At 71.1% G+C, this 20618-nt stretch carries 18 protein-coding genes; 10 read left to right on the top strand and 8 right to left on the bottom strand.

What is annotated here, in order from left to right; all coding sequences use genetic code 11:
* Positions 1-45: 45 nt before the first annotated feature.
* Complete coding sequence (locus AB5J56_RS20950; protein ID WP_369234273.1) at positions 46-741, top strand: CoA pyrophosphatase; 696 nt, start codon at positions 46-48, stop codon at positions 739-741.
* A 13-nt stretch (positions 742-754) separates the two neighbouring features.
* The gene (locus AB5J56_RS20945; protein ID WP_369234272.1) at positions 755-1954 is read left to right on the top strand and encodes a MarP family serine protease; all 1200 of its coding nucleotides are present in this window, start codon (positions 755-757) and stop codon (positions 1952-1954) included.
* Positions 1955-2065: 111 nt separating this feature from the next.
* Here the strand turns inward: AB5J56_RS20945 and AB5J56_RS20940 are convergent, their stop codons facing one another.
* From AB5J56_RS20940 to AB5J56_RS20915, 6 genes are all read right to left on the bottom strand, one after another.
* Positions 2066-2245 carry a hypothetical protein gene (locus tag AB5J56_RS20940; protein WP_369234270.1) on the bottom strand — a complete coding sequence of 60 codons (180 nt, stop codon included), beginning with the start codon at positions 2243-2245 and terminating at the stop codon, positions 2066-2068.
* A 127-nt stretch (positions 2246-2372) separates the two neighbouring features.
* A complete protein-coding gene (locus tag AB5J56_RS20935; RefSeq protein WP_369234269.1) occupies positions 2373-3338 on the bottom strand; it encodes an alpha/beta fold hydrolase in 966 nt (321 codons plus the stop codon).
* On the bottom strand, positions 3335-3823 hold the full coding sequence (locus AB5J56_RS20930; RefSeq protein ID WP_369234268.1) for a phage holin family protein: 489 nt from the start codon (positions 3821-3823) through the stop codon (positions 3335-3337). Before AB5J56_RS20930 ends, AB5J56_RS20935 begins: the two co-directional genes overlap by 4 nt.
* Positions 3824-3953: 130 nt before the next feature.
* Entirely contained in the window at positions 3954-5357 is a 1404-nt protein-coding gene (nhaA, locus tag AB5J56_RS20925) for a Na+/H+ antiporter NhaA (RefSeq protein ID WP_369234266.1), read from the bottom strand.
* Between the two features lie 236 nt (positions 5358-5593).
* The gene (acs, locus tag AB5J56_RS20920; protein WP_369234264.1) at positions 5594-7594 is read right to left on the bottom strand and encodes an acetate--CoA ligase; all 2001 of its coding nucleotides are present in this window, start codon (positions 7592-7594) and stop codon (positions 5594-5596) included.
* Positions 7595-8065: 471 nt separating this feature from the next.
* A complete protein-coding gene (locus AB5J56_RS20915) occupies positions 8066-10423 on the bottom strand; it encodes a bifunctional SulP family inorganic anion transporter/carbonic anhydrase (protein ID WP_369234263.1) in 2358 nt (785 codons plus the stop codon).
* A gap of 337 nt (positions 10424-10760) precedes the next feature.
* Here AB5J56_RS20915 and AB5J56_RS20910 point away from each other — a divergent pair, with 337 nt between their 5' ends.
* Positions 10761-12059: a hypothetical protein gene (locus tag AB5J56_RS20910; protein ID WP_369234262.1), complete on the top strand. Its 1299-nt coding sequence runs from the start codon at positions 10761-10763 to the stop codon at positions 12057-12059.
* A 36-nt stretch (positions 12060-12095) separates the two neighbouring features.
* Here the strand turns inward: AB5J56_RS20910 and AB5J56_RS20905 are convergent, their stop codons facing one another.
* A complete protein-coding gene (locus AB5J56_RS20905) occupies positions 12096-13076 on the bottom strand; it encodes an ATP-binding protein (RefSeq protein WP_369234261.1) in 981 nt (326 codons plus the stop codon).
* Positions 13077-13176: 100 nt separating this feature from the next.
* On the opposite strand from AB5J56_RS20905, the gene AB5J56_RS20900 reads away from it, so the two are divergent.
* Positions 13177-14001 carry an oxidoreductase gene (locus AB5J56_RS20900; RefSeq protein ID WP_369234259.1) on the top strand — a complete coding sequence of 275 codons (825 nt, stop codon included), beginning with the start codon at positions 13177-13179 and terminating at the stop codon, positions 13999-14001.
* A gap of 386 nt (positions 14002-14387) precedes the next feature.
* Here the strand turns inward: AB5J56_RS20900 and AB5J56_RS20895 are convergent, their stop codons facing one another.
* Positions 14388-15233, bottom strand: a complete 846-nt coding sequence (locus tag AB5J56_RS20895) for an HAD family hydrolase (RefSeq protein WP_369234258.1) — start codon at positions 15231-15233, stop codon at positions 14388-14390.
* A gap of 561 nt (positions 15234-15794) precedes the next feature.
* On the opposite strand from AB5J56_RS20895, the gene ssd reads away from it, so the two are divergent.
* The 6 genes from ssd (at position 15795) to AB5J56_RS20865 (ending at position 20461) form a co-directional block, all read left to right on the top strand.
* Positions 15795-16889 carry a septum site-determining protein Ssd gene (gene ssd, locus AB5J56_RS20890; protein WP_369234257.1) on the top strand — a complete coding sequence of 365 codons (1095 nt, stop codon included), beginning with the start codon at positions 15795-15797 and terminating at the stop codon, positions 16887-16889.
* The gene (locus tag AB5J56_RS20885; protein ID WP_369234256.1) at positions 16886-18088 is read left to right on the top strand and encodes a TadA family conjugal transfer-associated ATPase; all 1203 of its coding nucleotides are present in this window, start codon (positions 16886-16888) and stop codon (positions 18086-18088) included. The genes ssd and AB5J56_RS20885 overlap by 4 nt, the downstream gene beginning before the upstream one ends.
* Positions 18089-18145: 57 nt before the next feature.
* Positions 18146-18991, top strand: a complete 846-nt coding sequence (locus AB5J56_RS20880; protein ID WP_369242679.1) for a type II secretion system F family protein — start codon at positions 18146-18148, stop codon at positions 18989-18991.
* On the top strand, positions 18988-19773 hold the full coding sequence (locus AB5J56_RS20875; protein ID WP_369234255.1) for a type II secretion system F family protein: 786 nt from the start codon (positions 18988-18990) through the stop codon (positions 19771-19773). The genes AB5J56_RS20880 and AB5J56_RS20875 overlap by 4 nt, the downstream gene beginning before the upstream one ends.
* Before the next feature lie 66 nt (positions 19774-19839).
* Complete coding sequence (locus AB5J56_RS20870) at positions 19840-20049, top strand: DUF4244 domain-containing protein (protein WP_369234254.1); 210 nt, start codon at positions 19840-19842, stop codon at positions 20047-20049.
* Entirely contained in the window at positions 20036-20461 is a 426-nt protein-coding gene (locus AB5J56_RS20865) for a TadE family type IV pilus minor pilin (protein WP_369234253.1), read from the top strand. Before AB5J56_RS20870 ends, AB5J56_RS20865 begins: the two co-directional genes overlap by 14 nt.
* Positions 20462-20618 lie beyond the last annotated feature (157 nt).

The following is a 20618-nucleotide window of genomic DNA, read 5'->3' as shown; positions in this document are numbered from 1 at the left end:
ACGAAAGACGGACCCGCAGGCGTTGAGGGCAGTACGGGGGTGGCGATGACGCACGCGAGCAATACGCAGGGCGGCAGGGTGGTGCTGAGCAAGGACGGCCTGCCCGGCTGGCTGGATCCGGTGGTGCACGCCGTCGAGACGGTGGAGCCGCTCCAGCTGAGCCGCTTCCTGCCGCCGAAGGACGGCGCGGGCCGGCAGTCCGCCGTGCTGATCCTCTTCGGCGAGGGCGACCGCGGCCCCGAGATGCTGCTCATGGAGCGGTCGAGCTCCCTGAGATCGCATGCCGGGCAGCCGTCCTTCCCCGGCGGTGCCCTCGACCCGGAGGACGGCGACCCGGGGGCCGACGGGCCGCTGCGGGCGGCGCTGCGCGAGGCCGAGGAGGAGACCGGGCTCGACCCGAGCGGCGTCCAGCTCTTCGGCGTCCTGCCGCGGCTGTACATCCCGGTGAGCAGCTTCGTCGTCACGCCCGTGCTGGGCTGGTGGCGCCGCCCGACGGCCGTGGGCGTGGTCGATCCGAACGAGACGGCCCGCGTCTTCACGGTCCCCGTGGCGGATCTCACGGACCCCGCCAACCGCGCGACCGCCGTCCACCCCAGCGGCCACAGAGGTCCCGCATTTCTGGTCGAATCCGCCCTTGTCTGGGGTTTCACGGCCGGAATCATCGACCGGCTGCTGCACTACGCGGGCTGGGAGCTGCCCTGGGACCGGGACAAGCAGGTCCCGCTCGACTGGCGCGCATGACAGGGTGGCCTCCGTGAACGTGCTGGACATCCTTCTGCTGGTCGCCGCTGTGTGGTTCGCGATCGTGGGCTATCGCCAGGGCTTCGTTGTCGGCATCCTGTCGGTGATCGGCTTCCTGGGCGGCGGCCTCGTCGCGGTCTATCTGCTTCCCGTCATCTGGGGCGCCGCGACCGACGACTCCGAGGTGAGTACGACGGCGGCCGTCGTCGCGGTGGTCGTCGTGATCGTCTGCGCCTCCGTCGGGCAGGCCCTCACCACTCACCTCGGCAACAAGCTGCGCCGGTACATCACCTGGTCCCCGGCCCGCGCCCTGGACGCCACGGGCGGGGCGCTCGTCAACGTCATCGCGATGCTCCTGGTCGCCTGGCTGATCGGCTCGGCCCTCGCCGGTACGACGCTGCCGACGCTCGGCAAGGAAGTGCGCAACTCCAAGGTGCTGCTGGGTGTTTCACGGGCCCTGCCCGCCCAGGCCAACACCTGGTTCGCGGACTTCTCCTCGGTACTCGCGCAGAACGGTTTCCCGCAGGTCTTCAGCCCGTTCGCCAACGAGCCCATCACCGACGTCAAGCCGCCGGACCCGGCCCTCGCGAAGAGCGCGGTCGCCGTCCGTGCCCAGAACTCCATCGTCAAGGTCATGGGCACCGCCCAGAGTTGCGGCAAGGTCCTCGAAGGAACCGGCTTCGTCTTCGGCAACCGCCGCGTGATGACCAACGCGCACGTGGTCGGCGGAGTCGACGAGCCCACCGTCCAGATAGGCGGTGAGGGCCGGAAGTACGACGCCACGGTCGTCCTGTACGACTGGGAGCGCGACATCGCCGTACTCGACGTACCGAACCTCAACGCGCCCGCGCTGCAGTTCACTTCGACCGACGCGACCAGCGGCGACGACGCGATCGTGGCCGGCTTCCCGCAGAACGGCTCGTACAACGTCCAGCCCGCGCGCGTGCGTGGCCGCATCACGGCCAACGGCCCGGACATCTACCACCGCGGCACCGTGCGCCGCGATGTGTACTCGCTGTACGCGACCGTGCGTCAGGGCAACTCCGGCGGCCCGCTGCTCACGCCCGACGGCAGGGTGTACGGCGTCGTCTTCGCGAAGTCCCTCGACAACGACGACACCGGATACGCGCTCACGGCGGACGAGGTGCAGGAGGACATCGCCAAGGGCCGCACCGCCAACCAGCAGGTGGACAGCGACAGCTGCGCGCTCTGACGTACGACGGCTGTGGCCCGGCCTTCAGAGGTCCGAGCTTCAAGAGGCCTGTCCCTCAAGAGGCCTGTCCCTCAAGAGGCCTGACCCGCAGGAGGCCAGGCCCTCGACGAGTCAGGGGCGGGGATGGCGCAGCCGCGCCGAGACCCAGCGGGCCCTGCGGCGAAGGATGTGCGGGATTCCCAGCCGGGGGTCCTCGCCCTGCAACTGCGGGGCGCCCCTCTGGTGGGAGCTCAGGCCAGCGGCCGAGCGGCGGTTGCGCGATGCGTCACTGTAGTCGTGCGTCCAGCCCATACCCCGACGTGTGCCCCTGCCTCATGGTCGGTAACCGCGCCCCGTCCCCCCAATTGGCCTATGCGGCAGGCATTTGGCTGTTCGTAGGACAGACGTTCGCGCGCGGGTGCTGAACGTGTTCAAACGGTCACCGATCGGGCTCGGGATCCTTCAGCCAGCTGATCAGTTCAGTGGAGAACGCGACCGGGTCCTCCTCGTGCGGGAAGTGCCCCAGACCGTCGAACAGCCGCCAGCGGTACGGCGCCTCGACGTACTCCCCGGAGCCCGCGGCGCTCCGCGTCCGCATCACCGGGTCGAGCGAACCGTGCAGATGCAGCGTCGGGACGCGCACCGGCCGCTTCATGCGCCGGTTGAACTGGATGCCGTCGGGCCGGGCCATGGAGCGCACCATCCAGCGGTACGGCTCGATCGAACAGTGCGCCGTCGACGGGATGCACATGGCGCGTTGGTATGTCTCCACGGCCTCGTCGTCCGGTTGGAGCGGCCCGGACCAGTCCCGGACCAGACGGCCCACCAGGGCGCCGTCGTCCGCGACGAGTTGACGCTCCGGGATCCAGGGCCGCTGGAACCCCCAGATGTAGGAACCCGCGGCCGTCTGCTTGACGTCCGAGAGCATCGCCGAGCGCCAGCGCCGGGGATGCGGCATCGAGGACACCACGAGCCGGCGCACCAGCTTGGGGCGCATCACGGCCGCCGTCCACGCCAGATACCCGCCCAGGTCGTGCCCGACCAGCGCGGCGTCCGGCTCTCCGAGGGACCGTACGACGCCCGTGATGTCGAGCGCGAGGTTGGCGGGGTCGTAACCGCGCGGCGTGCGGTCGCTGCCGCCGACGCCGCGCAGGTCCATGGCCACGGCGCGGAACCCCGCGTCGGCGAGCGCCCCCAGCTGGTGCCGCCAGGTCCACCAGAACTGCGGGAAACCGTGCAGCAGCAGGACCAGCGGGCCGTCGCCCATCTCGGCGATGTGGAAGCGCGCGCCGTTGGCCGCGACATCCCGGTGGATCACCTCTCGCCCGCCGGGAACGTCGAGCCGTACGACCGAAGTGGGTTGCGCCGGGGTGGGTTGCGCCGGAGGAGTGGCGGGGTCCGTCATGAGGACGAGCGTGCCACAGCCTCGATGGCCTCGGGGACCCGGTCCTCGGCCGTCACCTGACGGGGGTGCGGCTTGGCGTTCTGCAGGACGCCCGCCGTCTCCTTCATGGAGGCCGCGGTCTTCTGCGCGCCCTTGCCGTTCTTGGCCTTCTTCGCGAAGACCACGCCGATCAGCGCCAGCACCCCGGCGACCAGCACGTTCGCCGCGAAGGAGAGCAGGAAGCAGACCGCCAGGTTCCAGTCGCTCCAGGTGCGGATGCCGTACGCCAGAGCGAAGCTCAGCATCGGCAGGGAGAAGATCAGCACCGCGCCGGCCGCCGCGAACGCACCGCCGCCGACCGCACCGCGCTTGACGTCCCGCTTGAGCTGCGCCTTCGCCAGGGCGATCTCGTCGTGCACCAGTGCGGACATCTCGGTCGTCGCCGAGGCGAACAGCTGGCCGATGCTGCGTTCGGCGCCGACCGGGCTGCCGTCGGGTGCGCTCATCGCGGACTCCCTCTTCTGCATGTGTGTGCCGTCTGGCTCTGCGTCTGTCCGTGCCGTCCGGCTCTGCGTGCGTGCGGGCCGTCGGGCGTGTGCTTCTGTTCGTGCCGTCTGTTTGTACCGTCTGGTCAGATCATGCCGGACGGTCGCCCTCGACGCCTGCCCCGCCCGTCACTTCGGCAAGCCTGCGGTGCTCTGCGGCCTTTCGCTCGTAGATCTCGGCCATCCGCAGGTGGTAGGCCGGGTTCTCCTGCTCGTAGATGTCGGGGATGCCGTCGAGGTCCTCGTCGCGCTCCTCGAGCTCGCACAGGGCGCGGTACTTGCCGTTTCGGATCTTCAGCAGTGTGCCCGCGATGACGGCGGCGATGAGCGAGCCGACCAGGACCGCCGCCTTGACCTCGGCGGTGAGCGTCGGGTCGTTCTCGAAGGCGAGTTCGCCGATGAGCAGCGAGACGGTGAAGCCGATGCCCGCGAGGCAGGAGACGGCGAGGACGTCCGGCCAGGCCAGGTCCTCGCTGAGGGAGGCCCTGGTGAACCGGGCCGTCAGCCAGGTCCCGCCGAAGATGCCGACCGCCTTGCCGACGACCAGCCCGAGCACCACGCCGAGCGTCTCGGGCCGCGTGAACACGTCTCCCAGAGCCCCGCCGGAGACCGCGACTCCCGCGCTGAACAGGGCGAACAGCGGTACGGCGAGCCCCGCCGACAACGGGCGCACAAGGTGCTCGATGTGCTCGCCGGGGGAGTGCTCCTCGCCTTCGCGCCGGTGGCAGCGCAGCATCAGGCCCATCGCGACACCGGCGATGGTGGCGTGGATGCCGCTGTTGTACATCAGCCCCCAGATGACGAGGGCCAGCGGCACGTAGACGTACCAGCCGCGTACGCCCTTGCGCAGCAGCACCCAGAAGACGGCGAGGCCGGCCACCGCGCCGCCCAGGGCCGCGAAGTTCAGCTGGTCGGTGAAGAAGATCGCGATGATCAGGATCGCGAAGAGGTCGTCCACGACGGCGAGCGTGAGCAGGAACGCGCGCAGCGCGGACGGCAGCGAGGTGCCGAGCACCGCCAGCACGGCGAGTGCGAAGGCGATGTCGGTCGCGGTGGGCACCGCCCAGCCGTCGAAGGCGCCTCCGCCGACGGCGTTCGTGAGGGCGTAGACCAGCGCGGGCGCGGCCATTCCGCAGAGCGCGGCCGCCACCGGCAGCAGCGCGGCCTTCGGGTCCCGCAGCTCGCCGGCCACCAGTTCGCGCTTGAGCTCGATACCGGCGACGAAGAAGAAGACCGCGAGGAGGCCGTCGGCGGCCCAGTGCGCGATGGAGAGGTTCAGGCCGAGGGACTCGGGCCCGATGTGGAAATGGGAGACGCTTTCGTAGCTGTCCCGGAGCGGGGTGTTCGCCCAGATCAGCGCGGCGATCGCGGCGAGCAGCAGGAGGACTCCGCCGACGGTCTCGGTGCGCAGCGCGTCCGCCACGAAGTTCCGCTCGGGCAGGGAGAGCCGTCCGAGGAACTTACGGTTGTCGCTGGGGCTGGAAGGCGCGGCCACGGGGGAGACCTCCGGTCGGGTGGGCAGGACAGAGCACTTGCCGACCAGACTTCCCGGCACACCTCAAAACCTTCTTGTCACGCTGTTGACGCGTTCCTTAGCTTACCTAACCTTGACGCGGGGCGCGGCACATGGCTGCGTAACGGTGCAAAAAGCACGTGTGGCTGCGCGGCGGCACAAAAAAGAGGTGCCCGGGGCGGACCCACCCACCCCGGGCACCAAGCACGCGAAGAGCCTCAGTCCTCGCTGGGCGCGGCCGGCAGCTTCGCCTGGATGAGGTCCATCACCGCGGAGTCGGTGAGGGTCGTGACGTCCCCGAGCTCGCGGTTCTCCGCGACGTCCCGCAGCAGTCGCCGCATGATCTTCCCGGACCGCGTCTTCGGCAGCTCCGCCACCGGCAGGATCCGCTTGGGCTTGGCGATCGGACCCAGCGTCGCGCCGACGTGGGCCCGCAGGTCGGCGACCAGTCCCTCGTCCTCGGCGGAAGCCGTCCCGCGCAGGATCACGAAGGCGACGATGGCCTGCCCGGTCGTCTCGTCCGCCGCGCCGACCACGGCCGCCTCGGCGACCGACGGATGCGACACGAGCGCCGACTCCACCTCGGTCGTCGAGATGTTGTGTCCGGACACGAGCATCACGTCGTCGACGCGTCCGAGGAGCCAGATGTCCCCGTCGTCGTCCTTCTTGGCCCCGTCCCCGGCGAAGTACTTGCCCTCGAAGCGTGACCAGTACGTGTCGAGGAACCGCTGGTCGTCACCCCAGATGGTCCGCAGCATCGACGGCCACGGCTCGGTCAGCACGAGGTAACCGCCACCGCCGTCGGGCACTTCGCGTGCCTCGTCGTCGACGACGGTCGCGGAGATGCCGGGCAGTGCCCGCTGCGCGGACCCCGGCTTGGTCTCCGTCACACCCGGCAGCGGCGAGATCATCATGGCGCCGGTCTCGGTCTGCCACCACGTGTCGACGATGGGTGTACGGTCCGCGCCGATGTGCTTGCGGTACCAGATCCACGCCTCGGGGTTGATCGGCTCGCCCACGGACCCCAGCAGACGCAGGCTGCTGAGATCGAACTTCGCGGGGATGTCGTCGCCCCACTTCATGAACGTACGAATGGCCGTGGGCGCGGTGTACAGGATGGTCACGCCGTACTTCTGGACGATCTCCCACCACCGCCCCTGGTGCGGGCTGTCCGGCGTGCCCTCGTACATGACCTGCGTCGCACCGTTCGCCAGCGGCCCGTACGTGATGTACGAGTGCCCGGTGACCCAGCCGATGTCGGCCGTGCACCAGTAGACGTCGGTCTCCGGCTTGAGGTCGAAGACGGCGTGGTGGGTGTACGCGGCCTGCGTCAGGTAGCCGCCCGAGGTGTGCAGGATGCCCTTCGGCTTCCCCGTCGTCCCGGACGTGTAGAGGATGAACAGCGGGTGCTCGGCCTCGAACGCCTCCGGCGTGTGCTCGGCCGACTGCCGCTCGGTGATCTCGTGCCACCACACGTCGCGGCCCTCGGTCCAGGCGACCTCCTGCCCGGTACGGCGTACGACGAGCACGTGCTCGACCCGGTCGACCCGGTTCAGCGCGTCGTCGACGGCGGGCTTGAGCGCGGCGGGCTTGCCACGCCGGTAGCCGCCGTCGGCGGTGATGACGACCTTGGCGTCGGCGTCCTCGATGCGGGTCGCGATCGCTTCGGCCGAGAACCCGCCGAAGACCACGGAGTGCGCGGCGCCGATCCGGGCGCACGCGAGCATCGCGACGACCGCCTCGGGGATCATCGGCAGGTATACGGCGACCCGGTCGCCCTTCTGAACTCCCAGCTCGGTGAGCGCGTTGGCAGCCCGCGACACCTCGTCCTTGAGTTCGGCGTAGGTGATGGCCCGGCTGTCGCCCGGCTCGCCCTCGAAGTGGATCGCGACACGGTCGCCGTTGCCGGCCTCCACGTGCCGGTCCACACAGTTGTACGCGACGTTCAGCTTCCCGTCGGCGAACCACTTGGCGAACGGCGGATTCGACCAGTCCAGCGTCTCGGTCGGCTCGGTGGCCCAGGTCAGCCGGCGGGCCTGCTCGGCCCAGAAGCCGAGCCTGTCAGCCTTGGCCTGCTCATACGCCTCCGCGGTGACATTGGCGTTCGCTGCCAGGTCGGCGGGCGGCGCGAACCTGCGCTCTTCCTTCAGCAGGTTGGCCAGGCTTTCGTTGCTCACGACATCTCCCTTTCCCAGGGTGTCCGTTGTGTCCCAGGCCACAGCTCATCAGACCGGAGGGCCCGGTGACAAGGGTCGACCTGAAATTGGTTTAGACCTATGCGTGAGCCGTGGCGCCCCGCCGCAACACGTGCACGGGCACGTACACAGCCACGGACGGCCGCGCCGCCGGGTTCACCCGGTCACGCTTCCCGAGTTTCGACCCAAGGACTTGTGAAGTGCCCCCGAAACGCTGGAACTGATCACGGTCGAGCAGCTCATGGTCACGGAAGAGGTCGCCGCACTCGGCCTCCGCCAGGGTCCGGCTGCACCGGGCCCGCACCGCAGTGCGCGCGGACGCCGACTCGCGTCACCATCGAGGTCCAGGGCCAGGCCAACCCCTGCAAGCCGGAACCTGCCGAAGCCCGAACCTGCCTGGGCCGGGCTCAACCGGTACTTATCCACGCGCGCCGCCGCCCGCTGGGACCCCGGTGTGCGGCCCCGTCCACCGGGACCGCACACCGGGGTCCCGGATCACGCGGACAGGTCAGCCGCCCCCACGTGGTCGAACAGGTCGTCCCCGTCCGTCTCGGCGAGCAGATACGCCTGCGCCTCCCCCACGTGGAAGTACATCCCGTGCAGCTCGACCGCACCCTCCCGCAGAGCCCGGGCCACGGACTCGTGCGCCCGCAGATGCTCCAGCTGCTGCACCACGTTGGTCAGACAGAGCTGCTCCACCGCGTCGGCCGGCGCGCGCCCGGCGAGCCGCGCCCACGGCAGGTCCTCGGCCGCCATCCGCTCCAGGCTCGGCAGCCCGTGCCGCAGCCACCGCTTGAGCGGCGTCCGCGCCCCGCCGGGCTCACTGTTCATCAGGGCCTGCATCGCCCCGCACCCGGAGTGCCCGCACACCGTGATGGACCGCACCTGCAACACGTCCACCGCGTACTCGATCGCCGCCGCCACCGAGTCGTCCCCGCTCTCCTCGCCGGGCAGCGGGACGAGATTGCCCACATTGCGTACGACGAAGAGGTCGCCCGGACCACTGGAGGTGATCATCGAGGTGACGAGCCGGGAGTCGGCGCAGGTCAGGAAGAGCTGCGACGGCCGCTGCCCCTCCCGTGCGAGCCGTGCCAGCTCGTCCCGCACCAGGGGAGCGGTGTTGCGCTGGAACGCGCTGATGCCGCGCGCCAGTTGATGCCCGCTCGGCCCGGCGGAGCCGGTCGTCCGACCGGGCTCCTCCGAGGAGTCGCCGACTGCGGTCGGCTCGGACTGCGGGCCTTCGCAGTGGTGGTTGCGCCACGGTGTCCACGGGCGGCAGCGGCAGTGGGACGAACCCGTCGGTTCGGCGATCCGCGTCCCGGCCCGCCCGGCCAGCTCGACCGTGCCACCCTGCGCGAGGTGGGCGCTCTGCCAGTCCTGGAGCGACTCGTACGCCGCGTGGTCCATGAACGAGCCGTCCAACTCCACGACGGCGTCCGACCCTTGGGGCACCCGGTGCAGCGCACGGCTGAGCCGCGGCACCGCGAGGAACGTCAACTGCCCTCGTACACGTACGTAATGGACTCCCCCTCTCTCTTCGTACGTGATGCGGGTGTGGGCGAGGCGGTTCAGGGCGGTGCCGACGGCGACGGCGACGCCCAGCGCCACACCCTCGAGAACTCCGAGGAACACGACGCCCAGTGTGGTGACGGCGTACACCAGGACTTCGCGGTGGCGGGTGACCGTGCGGATGTGGTGCAGGGACACCATCTGGATGCCGACGGCCATCACCAGGGCGGCGAGCGCGGCGAGCGGGATCAGCTCGAGGGTGGGGACCATCAGCAGCGCGGCAACTACTACCCAAACGCCGTGCAGTATCGTGGAGTTCCTGCTCACCGCACCGGCCTGCACATTCGCGGAGCTCCGTACGGCGACCCCGGCGACCGGCAGCCCGCCGAGTGTCCCGGAGACGATGTTGGCGGCGCCCTGCCCGAGCAGTTCCCGGTCGAGGTTCGAACGGCCGACGCGGGCCTGGAGTTCCGGCCGTCCCGCCACCAGCTTGTCCACGGCGACGGCGCCGAGCAGCGACTGCACGCTGCACACCAGAGTGATGGTGAGGACGGCGGCGGCGATACCGAGCACCGGCCCCTCGGGCATGCCCGCCAGCGCGTGGCTGCGCCAGGACGGCAGATCGACCCTGGGCAGGGTCAGCCCGGCGAGCGAGGCGGTCGCCGTGGCCCCGGCGACGGCGACCAGCGCGGCCGGGACCTTGCGCAGCATCCGCCCCACGCGTCCGGGGATCCGCGGCCAGGCCAGCAGCAGCGCCAGGGTCAGCGCGCTCATCGCCGCCGCGGCGGGGTCCAGGTGCGCAAACTGGGCAGGCAGGGCACGGAGGTTGTCGAGGACGGCGCTCTGCGGGGTGCCGCCCAGCACGATGTGCAGCTGGGCCACGGCGATGGTCACGCCGATGCCGGCGAGCATGCCGTGCACGATCGCGGGGCTGACGGCGAGCGCCGTACGGGCCACGCGCAGACAGCCGAGCCCCAGTTGGGCGATCCCGGCGAGAACGGTGATGGCGCACGTCGTACGCCATCCGTAGCGATGGATGAGCTCGGCGGTGACGACCGTGAGGCCGGCGGCGGGCCCGCTCACCTGGAGCGGCGAGCCGCCGAGCCGCCCCGCGACAAGTCCGCCGACGGCGGCGGCGACGAGCCCTGCCTGGAGCGGTGCGCCGGTGGCGAGAGCGATGCCGAGGGACAGGGGCAGGGCGATCAGGAAGACCGCGAGAGAGGCCGACAGATCGGCGCCCTCGATACGGAATCGGCGGGGCGGAGTCGGCGCGGGGCTGTGGGGCTGGTGGATGCGCTTGGGACGACTCGAGTCGGTGGCGCGGGTGGGGACGCAGGCGGACATGGTTCCCGTCTCCTCCGGGGCAGCGCGGTCGCGGAACAGGGGCTCCCCGTCGATGGCGGGGGGTCGGGTCGCGGCCGTGGGTCACGGCGTGCAGCGGCGGGATATATCTCAACGCTCGGTAAACGGATCGTAATGCAGAGTAAAGGCCTCATGTGGAAAATGGCGGCAAATGGGGCAGTTAATCACTCTCCCGAGTGAAGTGAGCTTTTGATCGGCTTGTCGTATTTGTTCCTCCTCGGTCCCGTGCCACCTTGGCGGCGCTGTCGACACATCGCTGCACATCACCTCAGAACGCCCTCATCAGCGTTGCCCGGACCGAAGGAAGAAGGTGGGCGGGATGGCCGCCACCCAGAGGATCGCCGCGGGCGCACTGCTCGCCGCGGCCTGCGCCACGGCGCTCGCCGGTTGCACGTCGGGACCCACTGTCTCCCGTGACGCCAGTGGCTCCAGCGGTACCAAGCAAGGCGCGCACGGCGCGAAGCAGGCGCCGGGGGCCGCGGCGCCCAAGAGCGCGGTCCGCCTGATCGGCGACGGCTCGACCTCGTACACCGGGGCGCAGCCGCATCTGCCCAGACCGGTGCGGCTGAAGCCCGGTCAGAAGCCCCCGCAGTTCGTGGTCTTCTCCTGGGACGGCGCCGGCGAGGACAGCCAGAAGCTCTTCTCGCACTTCCGCAAGATCGCCAAGGCCAACAGGGCGACCATGACGTACTTCCTGAGCGGCGTGTACATGCTGCCGGAGGAGAAGCGGGATCTGTACCGGCCGCCGGAGCACTCGCCCGGCCGCTCCGACATCGGCTTCAACGACACGCAGGGCATCGGCGACACCGTGAAGCAGTTGCGCGGCGCGTGGCTGGAGGGCAACGAGGTCGGCACGCACTTCAACGGCCACTTCTGTGGCAGCGGCGGCGGAGTCGGTGAGTGGTCGGTCGCCGAGTGGAAGAGCGAGATCGCCCAGGCGAAGGCGTTCGTGAAGTCCTGGAAGACCAACGCGGCCATGAAGAAGTCCTCCGCGCTGCCCTTCGACTACGAGAAGGAGCTCATCGGCGCCCGCACGCCCTGTCTGGAGGGCCAGAAGAACTTCATGAAGGCGGCCCGCGACCTGGGCTTCCGCTATGACTCCAGCGGCGTCAACGACCAGATCTGGCCCAAGAAGAAGGAGGGCCTGTGGGATCTGTCGATGCAGCTCGTCCCGGTCCCGGGCCGCGCCTTCGAGACGCTCACCATGGACTACAACTTCATGGTGAACCAGTCCGGCACCGCGACCCAGGGCGACCCCGACAAGCAGGCGTACTGGGGCGACCAGATGCGTGACGGCCTGCTCAAGGGCTTCGAGCGCGCCTACGACGGCAACCGCGCGCCCCTGATCATCGGCAACCACTTCGAGTCCTGGAACGGCGGCAACTACATGCGTGCCGTCCAGGAGGTCATCGAGCGCGTCTGCACCAAGTCCGAGGTGCGCTGCGTCTCCTTCCACCAGCTCGCCGACTGGCTGGACGCCCAGGACCCGGCAACCCTGGAGAAGCTGCGCACGCTCAAGGTCGGCGAGGCCCCGAAGGAGAGCTGGACGTCCTTCCTCTCGGGTCGTCCCGCCCCGGCGCCGAAGGGCGTCCCGGGCGCCCCGGCCGCCAAGCCGTAGCCGGGACGCACACCGCAGCCGGGACACCGCCGTCGCTCACGCGGTGGCGGTCACCCGCTCACTGAGGACGAAGCCGGGGTCGACCTGCGCGGCCAGGTCGGCTCCGGTCTTCTCGTTGCCCCAACTGCTCGCGTTCTTCAGGTGGAAGTGCACCATCTGGCGGGTGTAGCGCTCCCAGTCGCGCAGTTCGTACGTCGCGTCGGCGGCCGTCTGCAGCTGGCGCAGGGCGCGGCGGTTGGTGTCCTCCAGGAGCTCGAACCGGGGCGGCCGGCCCTTCTCCATGGCGCGCACCCAGTCCGAGTGCCCGACCGTCACGAGCAGGTCGTCCCCGACTTCGGCGCGGAGGAAGTCGAGGTCGTCCTGACCCTGCACCTTGTTGCCGACGACCTTCAGGACGACGCCGAAGTCGCGGGCGTACTCCTTGTACTGGCGATAGACGGAGACCCCCTTCCGGGTCGGCTCGGCGACGAGGAACGTGATGTCGAAGCGGGTGAACATGCCGGAGGCGAAGGAGTCGGAGCCTGCCGTCATGTCGACCACCACGTACTCACCGGGGCCGTCGACCAGGTGGTTCAGACACAGCTCCACCGCTCCCGTCTTGGAGTGGTAGCAGGCGACCCCGAGGTCCGCGTCGGTGAAAGGGCCGGTGACCATCAAACGGACGGCGCCGCCGTCGAGTTCCACCGGCCGCGCACAGGCGTCGTAGACCGGATTGTCCTCGGACACCCGCAGCAGCCGTGATCCCTCACCGGGCGGGGTCGTCTTGATCATCGTCTCGGCGGAGGCGATACGCGGATTCGAGCCGCGCAGATAGTCCTTGATCAGCGGCAGCCGCGCACCCATGGCGGGCAGCTCGCAGGCCTCCGTCTCGTCGAGTCCGAGCGCGGCCCCCAGGTGCTGGTTGATGTCGGCGTCCACGGCGACGACCGGCGATCCGGTGGCCGCCAGATGGCGGACGAAGAGCGAGGACAGGGTGGTCTTGCCGCTGCCGCCCTTCCCAACGAAAGCAATTTTCATGTTCAGGAAGATAGTGCGGGAGGGGTGGCCACGCGCGCGTGGACGTGAAGAAGACCACTCCTTCGTGGGGGACGGCGCCGGTGTGCGTAATGTCGTACTCATGAGTACGACAGGTGCGTCCGCAGATCCGCTCGCGGCCCTGGGTTCGCTGCCCGGGGTGGCCGACTCCGTGGAGTCCGTGCGCAAGGCCGTGGACCGGGTCTACGGGCACCGGATCATGCGGCGCCGCAGCAACGAGATCACCTCTGAGGCGGCGCTGCGCGGCGCCCGCGGCTCCGCGGCGCTGTCCGGCGCCGACTGGGCCCTCGAAGAGGTGCGCCGGCGCACCGACTTCAGTGGCGACGACGAGGCCCGCGTGGTCGGCGGGTCCCTCAGACTGACCGCCGAGGCGGGCCAACTCCTCTCCATCTGGCGGCAGTCGCCCCTGCGTGTGCTGGCCCGGCTGCACCTGGTGGCCGCCGCGGACAACGGGGACACGGTCGGCCGCCCGCGCCAGAACGGCGAGCCGGTCGACGAGCCGCTCGTGGAGCTGCCCCTGCCGGACGCGACCGAGGTCGCCGGCCGTCTCGAAGGCCTCTCCCGGCTGATCATCGCCGGAGGCTCGGCGCCCGCTCTGGTGACGGCGGCCGTGGTCCACGGCGAACTGCTCGCCCTGCGCCCCTTCGGCTCGCACAACGGGCAGGTCGCGCGCGCGGCCGAGCGGATCGTCCTGGTCGGCAGCGGGCTCGACCCGAAGTCCGTGTGCCCCGCGGAGGTCGGCCACGCGGAACTAGGCCGAGCGGCCTACGTGGCTGCCCTGGAGGGCTATGCCTCCGGCACCCCGGAGGGCATGGCCGCCTGGATCGCGCACTGCGGCAAGGCGGTTGAACTGGGCGCCCGGGAATCGACGGCCGTGTGCGAGGCGCTCCAGCGCGGGGCGGCATAGAAAGCGGCAGAGAAAAAGGCCCCCTTGAAGGGGCCTGAACAGAGTTGCGGCGGTACGAGTTCTCGTACCGCCGCTGGCATGTTCACCGTGTTACCAAGCGTCCTCGATATATGCCCATCAGGTCGGGAACTGTGGCCCGTGGCCTGGTGCGGCTGGCCCGTAATCGACGGGTCGACGTCGCGTGGGTGCTCGATGTTCATGCTCGGTCCGTGGGGCCTTCGTTGCGTTTAAAGGTGATCCTCTCGGATGTCCTTGGTCTCGCGGGCCGTTAACCCCTTTGTACTCCAGGTCCGGAGGAAGCGGAACCCCTGGCTGCAGTTCTTTACTTTTAGGTTCAAACGGTGTGATTCGGGCGTCTCTCCGATACGGCGAGGTCGTACGCCCCATTAAATGGCGGCCGCCCGACGCCGGCTCGCGTACCAGACGAGCCCCGCGGTGGCCGCGGCAGCGCCCACGGCCGCCGCCGCGACGAGCGCCGGACGGGGCGGCACGGACAGCGTGGGGATCCGCTGCTTCAGTCGGACCGGACGGTGGAAGTCCAGAATCGGCCAGGAGCGGGCGACCGCCTCGCGCCGCAGCGCCCGGTCCGGATTGACCGCGTGCGGGTGCCCGACGGACGCCAGCATCGGGATGTCGGTCGCAGAGTCGCTGTAGGCGTAGCAGCGCGCGAGGTCATAGCCCTCGGACGCCGCCAGCTCCTTGACGGCCTCGGCCTTCGTCGGGCCGTACGCGTAGTACTCCACCTCGCCGGTGAAGCAGCCGTCGTCGCCCACGACCATCCGCGTCGCCACCACGTGGTCCGCGCCGAGCAGTTCCCCGATCGGCTCGACGACCTCCGCGCCGGACGTGGACACGATCACGACGTCGCGTCCGGCGGTGTGGTGCTCCTCGATGAGGGACGCGGCCTCGTCGTAGATGATCGGGTCGATCAGGTCATGCAGCGTCTCCGCGACGATCTCCTTGACCTGCTGGACGTTCCATCCACGGCAGAGCGCGGACAGGTACTTGCGCATCCGCTCCATCTGGTCGTGGTCGGCGCCGCCCGCGAGGAACACGAACTGGGCATATGCGGTGCGCAAGGCCGCTCTGCGGTTGATCAGCCCGCCTTGGTAGAACGACTTGCTGAACGTGAGCGTGCTCGACTTCGCAATGACCGTCTTGTCCAGGTCAAAGAAGGCTGCTGTGCGAGGCAAGGAGTGGTTTTCCACGAGCCGAGCATAGGCGCCCACCATTCGGCGTAAGGTGTGGCGCGTGGGTTTGCCTGAGAGGGCTCTCGGGTACACCATGGAAGTCACGGATCGTTCGCGACCGTGCTAACCCGGTCTGGCTCCTCCCCCCCCCGAGTCAGATCGTGGGGACGACCCCCGCTCTCCCCCCCGGCGGGGGTCGTCGCATGTCCAGATGGGTTTTCCCCCTCTTCTGTGCGGCCTCGGCGCCGCATTGTCAGTGCTGCGACCTAGTCTTCCCTTGCGCACGGTTCGTCACTGTGTGTAACCGTCGCGCTGCTCCATGGAAGTCGCACAGGGGTCACCGGTATGGGTGAAGGCGATATTCACAACCGCTGAGTTGTCCACAGTTATCGACCAAGATCCACACGATTTCCGGGATCGCTGCACCGTGATTCCAGCGCGTCCGGCTCACGGCAACTTCATGACCGGTTCCGTTTGTCGGGCGCGTTTGGCCGGTTCGTATCGGCCGTTCATATGGAGGCCGGTTGCCGGTTCTTCACACGAGCGGGAATCGCGGGGTCCCAGGGGGCTTCGCGCAAGAAGCAGCGAAGGGGGCTGGAGATCGTGGCGGGAGCCATCACACACGACCGGCCGCCCGCCGCCGAAGGGCGGCAGGGCGGACCGTTGATCGTCACCGAGGACGCCGAACTCCTCGACGACCTGCTGCGCCTGTGCGCGGCGGCCGGCGCCAGGCCGGAGGTCCACCACGGGGTTCCGGATCGCAGAGGCAGCTGGGAGTCGGCGCCGCTCGTCCTGGTCGGCGACGATGCCGCGCGACGGGTGCGTGGCGCCGCGCGCCGACGCGGAGTGGTGCTCGTCGGGCGGGATCAGGACGATTCCGGAGTCTGGCGGCGGGCCGTCGAGATCGGCGCGGACCATGTCCTGATGCTGCCGGACGGTGAGCAGTGGCTGGTCGACCGGATCGCCGACGTGGCCGAAGGAGTCGGCCGGCCCGCGCTCACCGTCGGAGTGATCGGCGGTCGCGGCGGCGCCGGAGCCTCCACGCTCGCCTGCGCGCTCGCCGTCACCTCGGCGCGTGAGGGACGTCGCACGCTGCTGGTGGACGCGGATCCACTGGGCGGCGGACTCGATGTACTGCTGGGCGGAGAGACCGCCGAAGGCCTGCGCTGGCCGGCTTTCGCCGCCTCCCGCGGGCGGGTCGGCGGCGGCGCCCTGGAGGAGTCCCTGCCCGAACTGCACGCGCTGCGGGTGCTGAGCTGGGACCGCGGCGACAGCGTCGCCATCCCGCCCCAGGCCGTGCGCGCGGTGCTGGCTGCCGCCAGACGGCGCGGTGGCACGGTGGTCGTCGACCTGCCGCGCCGGATCGACGAAGGCGCCGCCGAGGCCCTCGCCCAGCTGGACGTCGGCCTGCTGGTGGTCCCCGCAGAGCTGCGCGCGGTCGCGGCGGCCAAACGGGTGGCATCCGCGGTCGGCATGGTCCTGCGCGATCTGCGGGTCGTGGTCCGGGGCCCCGGTGCGCCGGGACTGGACGACCGCGAGGTGGGACGGCTGCTCGGGCTGCCACTGGTCGGCGAAGTGCCTGTCGAACCACTGGTCCCGGACGGCGCTGTGCCACCCGGGGGAGCGGCGCGCGGCCCGCTCGGCCGGTTCTGCGCGGCCTTCTGGGAGCGGGCACTGGCCGAGGCGGGTGGCGTATGAGCGGCCGATGGGACGGCGCGACGGGCATGGACTGCGGTGCGGGCCTCCTCGACGGCGTACGGCAGTGGCTCGCCGAGAGCGGCTCCGAGCCGACACCCGCGCGTGTGGCGCAGGCACTGCGCGAGCAGGGAAGAGTGCTCGGGGACGCCGAAGTCCTCGGCGCGGCCGAGCGGTTGCGTTCCGAACTGGTCGGCAGCGGGCCGCTGGAACCCCTGCTCGCCGACCCGTCGGTGACCGACGTGCTGGTCTCCGCGCCGGACCGGGTGTGGGTGGACCGGGGCGGAGGCCTGGAGCTGACGGCCGTCTCCTTCGCGGACGCGGCAGCCGTACGACGGCTCGCGCAGCGCCTCGCGGCGGTGGCCGGGCGCCGGCTCGACGACGCCCGGCCCTGGGTGGACGCGCGGCTCCCGGACGGGACACGCCTGCACGCGGTGCTGCCACCGGTCGCCGTCGGCTCGACCTGCCTGTCGCTACGGGTCGTACGGCCGCGGGCGTTCACGCTCGACGAACTGATGGCGGCGGGCACGGTCCCGCCCGGCGGGGACCGGGTGCTCAGAGCCCTGCTGGACGCCCGGCTGTCGTTCCTGATCAGCGGAGGGACCGGGAGCGGCAAGACGACCCTGTTGAGCGCACTGCTGGGGCTCGTCGGACCGGGCGAGCGGATCGTGCTGGCCGAGGACTCCGCGGAGCTGCGGCCCGACCATCCCCACGTGGTGCGCCTGGAGGGGCGGCCCGCCAACCAGGAAGGCGTCGGGCTCGTCGCCCTCCAGGACCTGGTGCGTCAGGCCCTGCGCATGCGACCGGACCGGCTGGTCGTCGGCGAGGTGCGCGGGCCAGAGGTTGTCTCCCTGCTGGCCGCGCTGAACACGGGCCATGAGGGCGGCTGCGGAACGGTGCACGCGAACGCGGCGGGGCAGGTACCGGCCCGCCTGGAGGCGCTCGGCACGGCCGCCGGGCTCGACCGGGCAGCGCTGCACAGCCAGTTGGCGGCCGCCCTGTCGGTGGTCCTGCATCTCGTGCGCGACCGGGCCGGGCGGCGGCGGATCGCCGAGGTGCACGTACTGGAACGGGACCCCTCTGGGCTGGTGGTGACCGTGCCCGCACTGAGGTGGGGCACGGAGGCCTTCGCCTACGAGCGGGGGTGGGAGCGGCTGCGAGGGCTGCTCCGGGACGGGAGCGAGAGGAGCGAGGGACTGTGACGGGGGTCGAGGACCGCGATGCGGACGGGGGACAGGGTGGCGATCGGTGAGATGTCGATGGGCGCGGCCATGGCGTGCGCCGGGGCTGCGGCCTGTCTGATGGGCGGGCGGGAATCGGGGATGCGCAGAGCGCGGCTGCTGCTCGCCGGCAGTGCGGCGGTGGCGACCGGGCCGCCGCCAGGGGAGTGGGCGCTCGCCGGATGGCGCCGACTGCGCCGGCGGCTGCGCCCCGAAGGATGGGCGCTGGTCGCCGGAGCGGTGATCGCCCTGCTGGGCACGTCCATCCTCCCGCTGCTCGTCGGGGCGGCCGGTGTGCCGCTGCTGAGGCGGGTGCGGAGGGCAGGGGAGGCACGGCGCGAGCGGGAGCGGCGCGGTGATGCCGTGATCGCCCTGTGCGGGGCGCTCGCCGGGGAGGTGCGGGCCGGGCGGCAGCCGGGCGAGGCGCTGCTCCGGGCGGCGCGCGACTCGGGCGGGCTCGGCGAGGCGCAGGCGGTGGTGCTGGCGGCGGCGCGGTTCGGCGGGGATGTGCCGAGCGCGCTCACGGATGCGGCACGGCAGCCGGGGGCCGACGGACTCGTGGGGCTCGCGGCGTGCTGGCGGGTGGCTGTGGACCGCGGCGCGGGCCTGGCGGCGGGGCTCGACCGGCTGGAGGGGGCGTTGCGTGCAGAGCGGGACCAGCGGGCGGATCTGCGGGCCCAGTTGGCCGGGTCCAGGTCGACGGCGGTGATGCTCGCCGGGCTGCCGGTGCTGGGGCTCCTGCTGGGCACCGCGTTGGGCGCCGATCCGCTGCATGTGCTGCTGCACACCGGCGCGGGACTCGGCTGCCTGCTGGTCGGCGGTGTGCTGGAGGGCGTCGGGATGTGGTGGGCGCTGCGGATCGTGAGAGGAGCGGAGGCCGCATGAGCGCGGATGTTGTCCACAGGCTGGGGGCGCTGGTGTGCGGGGCGCTGACGGTCGGATGGCTCGCGCAGTCGCTCGGGGCAGCCCGGCGCGAGCGAAGGGTCCGCAGACGGCTGGCCGAGCTGCTGGCCTCGGAGGTGGCGGCGCCCGAGGGGCGGCGCTTCGAGGTGCGGGGCGTGGCGCGGCGATGGCTCCCGCTGGTGGGAGCGGTGTGCGGCGGCTGGGTGCTGGTCGGGGGCTTCGCCGGGGTTCTGCTGGGCCTGGCAGCCGGGCTCGGCATCAGGTGGTGGCGGCAGCGGCTGCCGTCCGGCCCCGTGGAGGAGTACGACGCGGCGCAGGCCGCCCGGCAACTCCCCCTCGCCGCTGATCTGGTGGCCGCATGCATCGCGGCCGGTGCGGGGCCCGTGATGGCGGCTCAGGCCGTCGGCGAGGCCCTGGGCGGGCCGGTCGGGGAGCGGCTTGCGCGGGGCGCGGCGGAGGTACGTCTCGGCGGCGAACCGGCCGGGGCGTGGCGGAGGCTGGCGTCGATACCGGGTGCCGGGGCGCTGGCACGGCTGCTGGAACGGGCGGGCGAGTCGGGCGTACCGGCCGCGGGGCCTGTCGCCCGGCAGGCCGCGGAGGCTCGCGCCGCTTGGGGGCGCACCGCGACGGAACGAGCGCGCCGGGCGGCCGTCATGGTCACCGCCCCGGTGGGGCTGTGCTTCCTGCCCGCGTTCCTCGCGATCGGCGTGCTGCCCGTGGTGATCGGGCTGGCGGACGGGGTGCTGGGCGGAGGTGGTCGATGAGCGGTCGAGACAGCTGAGCGACCGGACGACGAACGATCAACAGAGTTGGACCTTACGGGGGTTGAGATGAGCAAGGCGGTACGAGTACGGGTGTGGGCGCGGGCGTGGCTGCGCGGCCTGGTGCGGAGGGACGCGGGCATGGTCACGTCCGAGTACGCGGTGGGGATCATCGCGGCAGTCGCGTTCGCGGCGGTGCTCTACAAGGTGCTGACGAGCGGGCAGGTCACCGAGCAGTTGCAGGGCATCGTGGAGCGGGCGCTCAATGTCCAGATGTGAAGGGACCGAGCCCGGACGGGGGCGGTGGGCGACCGGTCGCGACCGGGGTCGTGGCCGGGGTCCGAGCGGGGACGGCGGGTTCGTGACGGCAGAGGCCGCCGTGGTGCTGCCCGCACTGGTCCTCGTGGCGATGGCGCTCGTCTGGGCCCTGCTCGCCGCGTCCGCGCAGATCCAGTGTGTGGACGCGGCGAGGGCGGGTGCCCGCGCGGCGGCCCGCCAGGACCCGCCCGACGCGGTCCTGGCCACGGCCCGTCAAGCCGCCCCACGCGGTGCGAGCGTCGCGGTGAGCCGGGAGGGCGACCTGGTCCGGGTACGTGTCACGGCCCATGCGCCGGGTCCCGACGCGCTGACCCTGGAACTGAGCGATGAGGCCGTGGCCTTGGCGGAGGAGACGGTGGGGGTGAGCGGGTGATGAGGGGAGGCGGTTCGGCTGGGATGGAGGCAGGGGACAGGTTCGCCTCTGAGACGGGGGAGTCGGCGTCGGGCTGTGAGGAACTCGGGCCGGAAGGGCGGAAGTTCAGGACGAAGCGGGAGGAACCCAGGCTGGGTGGAGGCAAGTTCGCGTCGGG

This window comes from Streptomyces sp. R21 (genome assembly GCF_041051975.1).
Taxonomy (GTDB): Bacteria; Actinomycetota; Actinomycetes; order Streptomycetales; family Streptomycetaceae; genus Streptomyces.
Note: the sequence above shows the minus strand (reverse complement) of the source record. Positions and strands in the feature narration are given on the sequence as shown.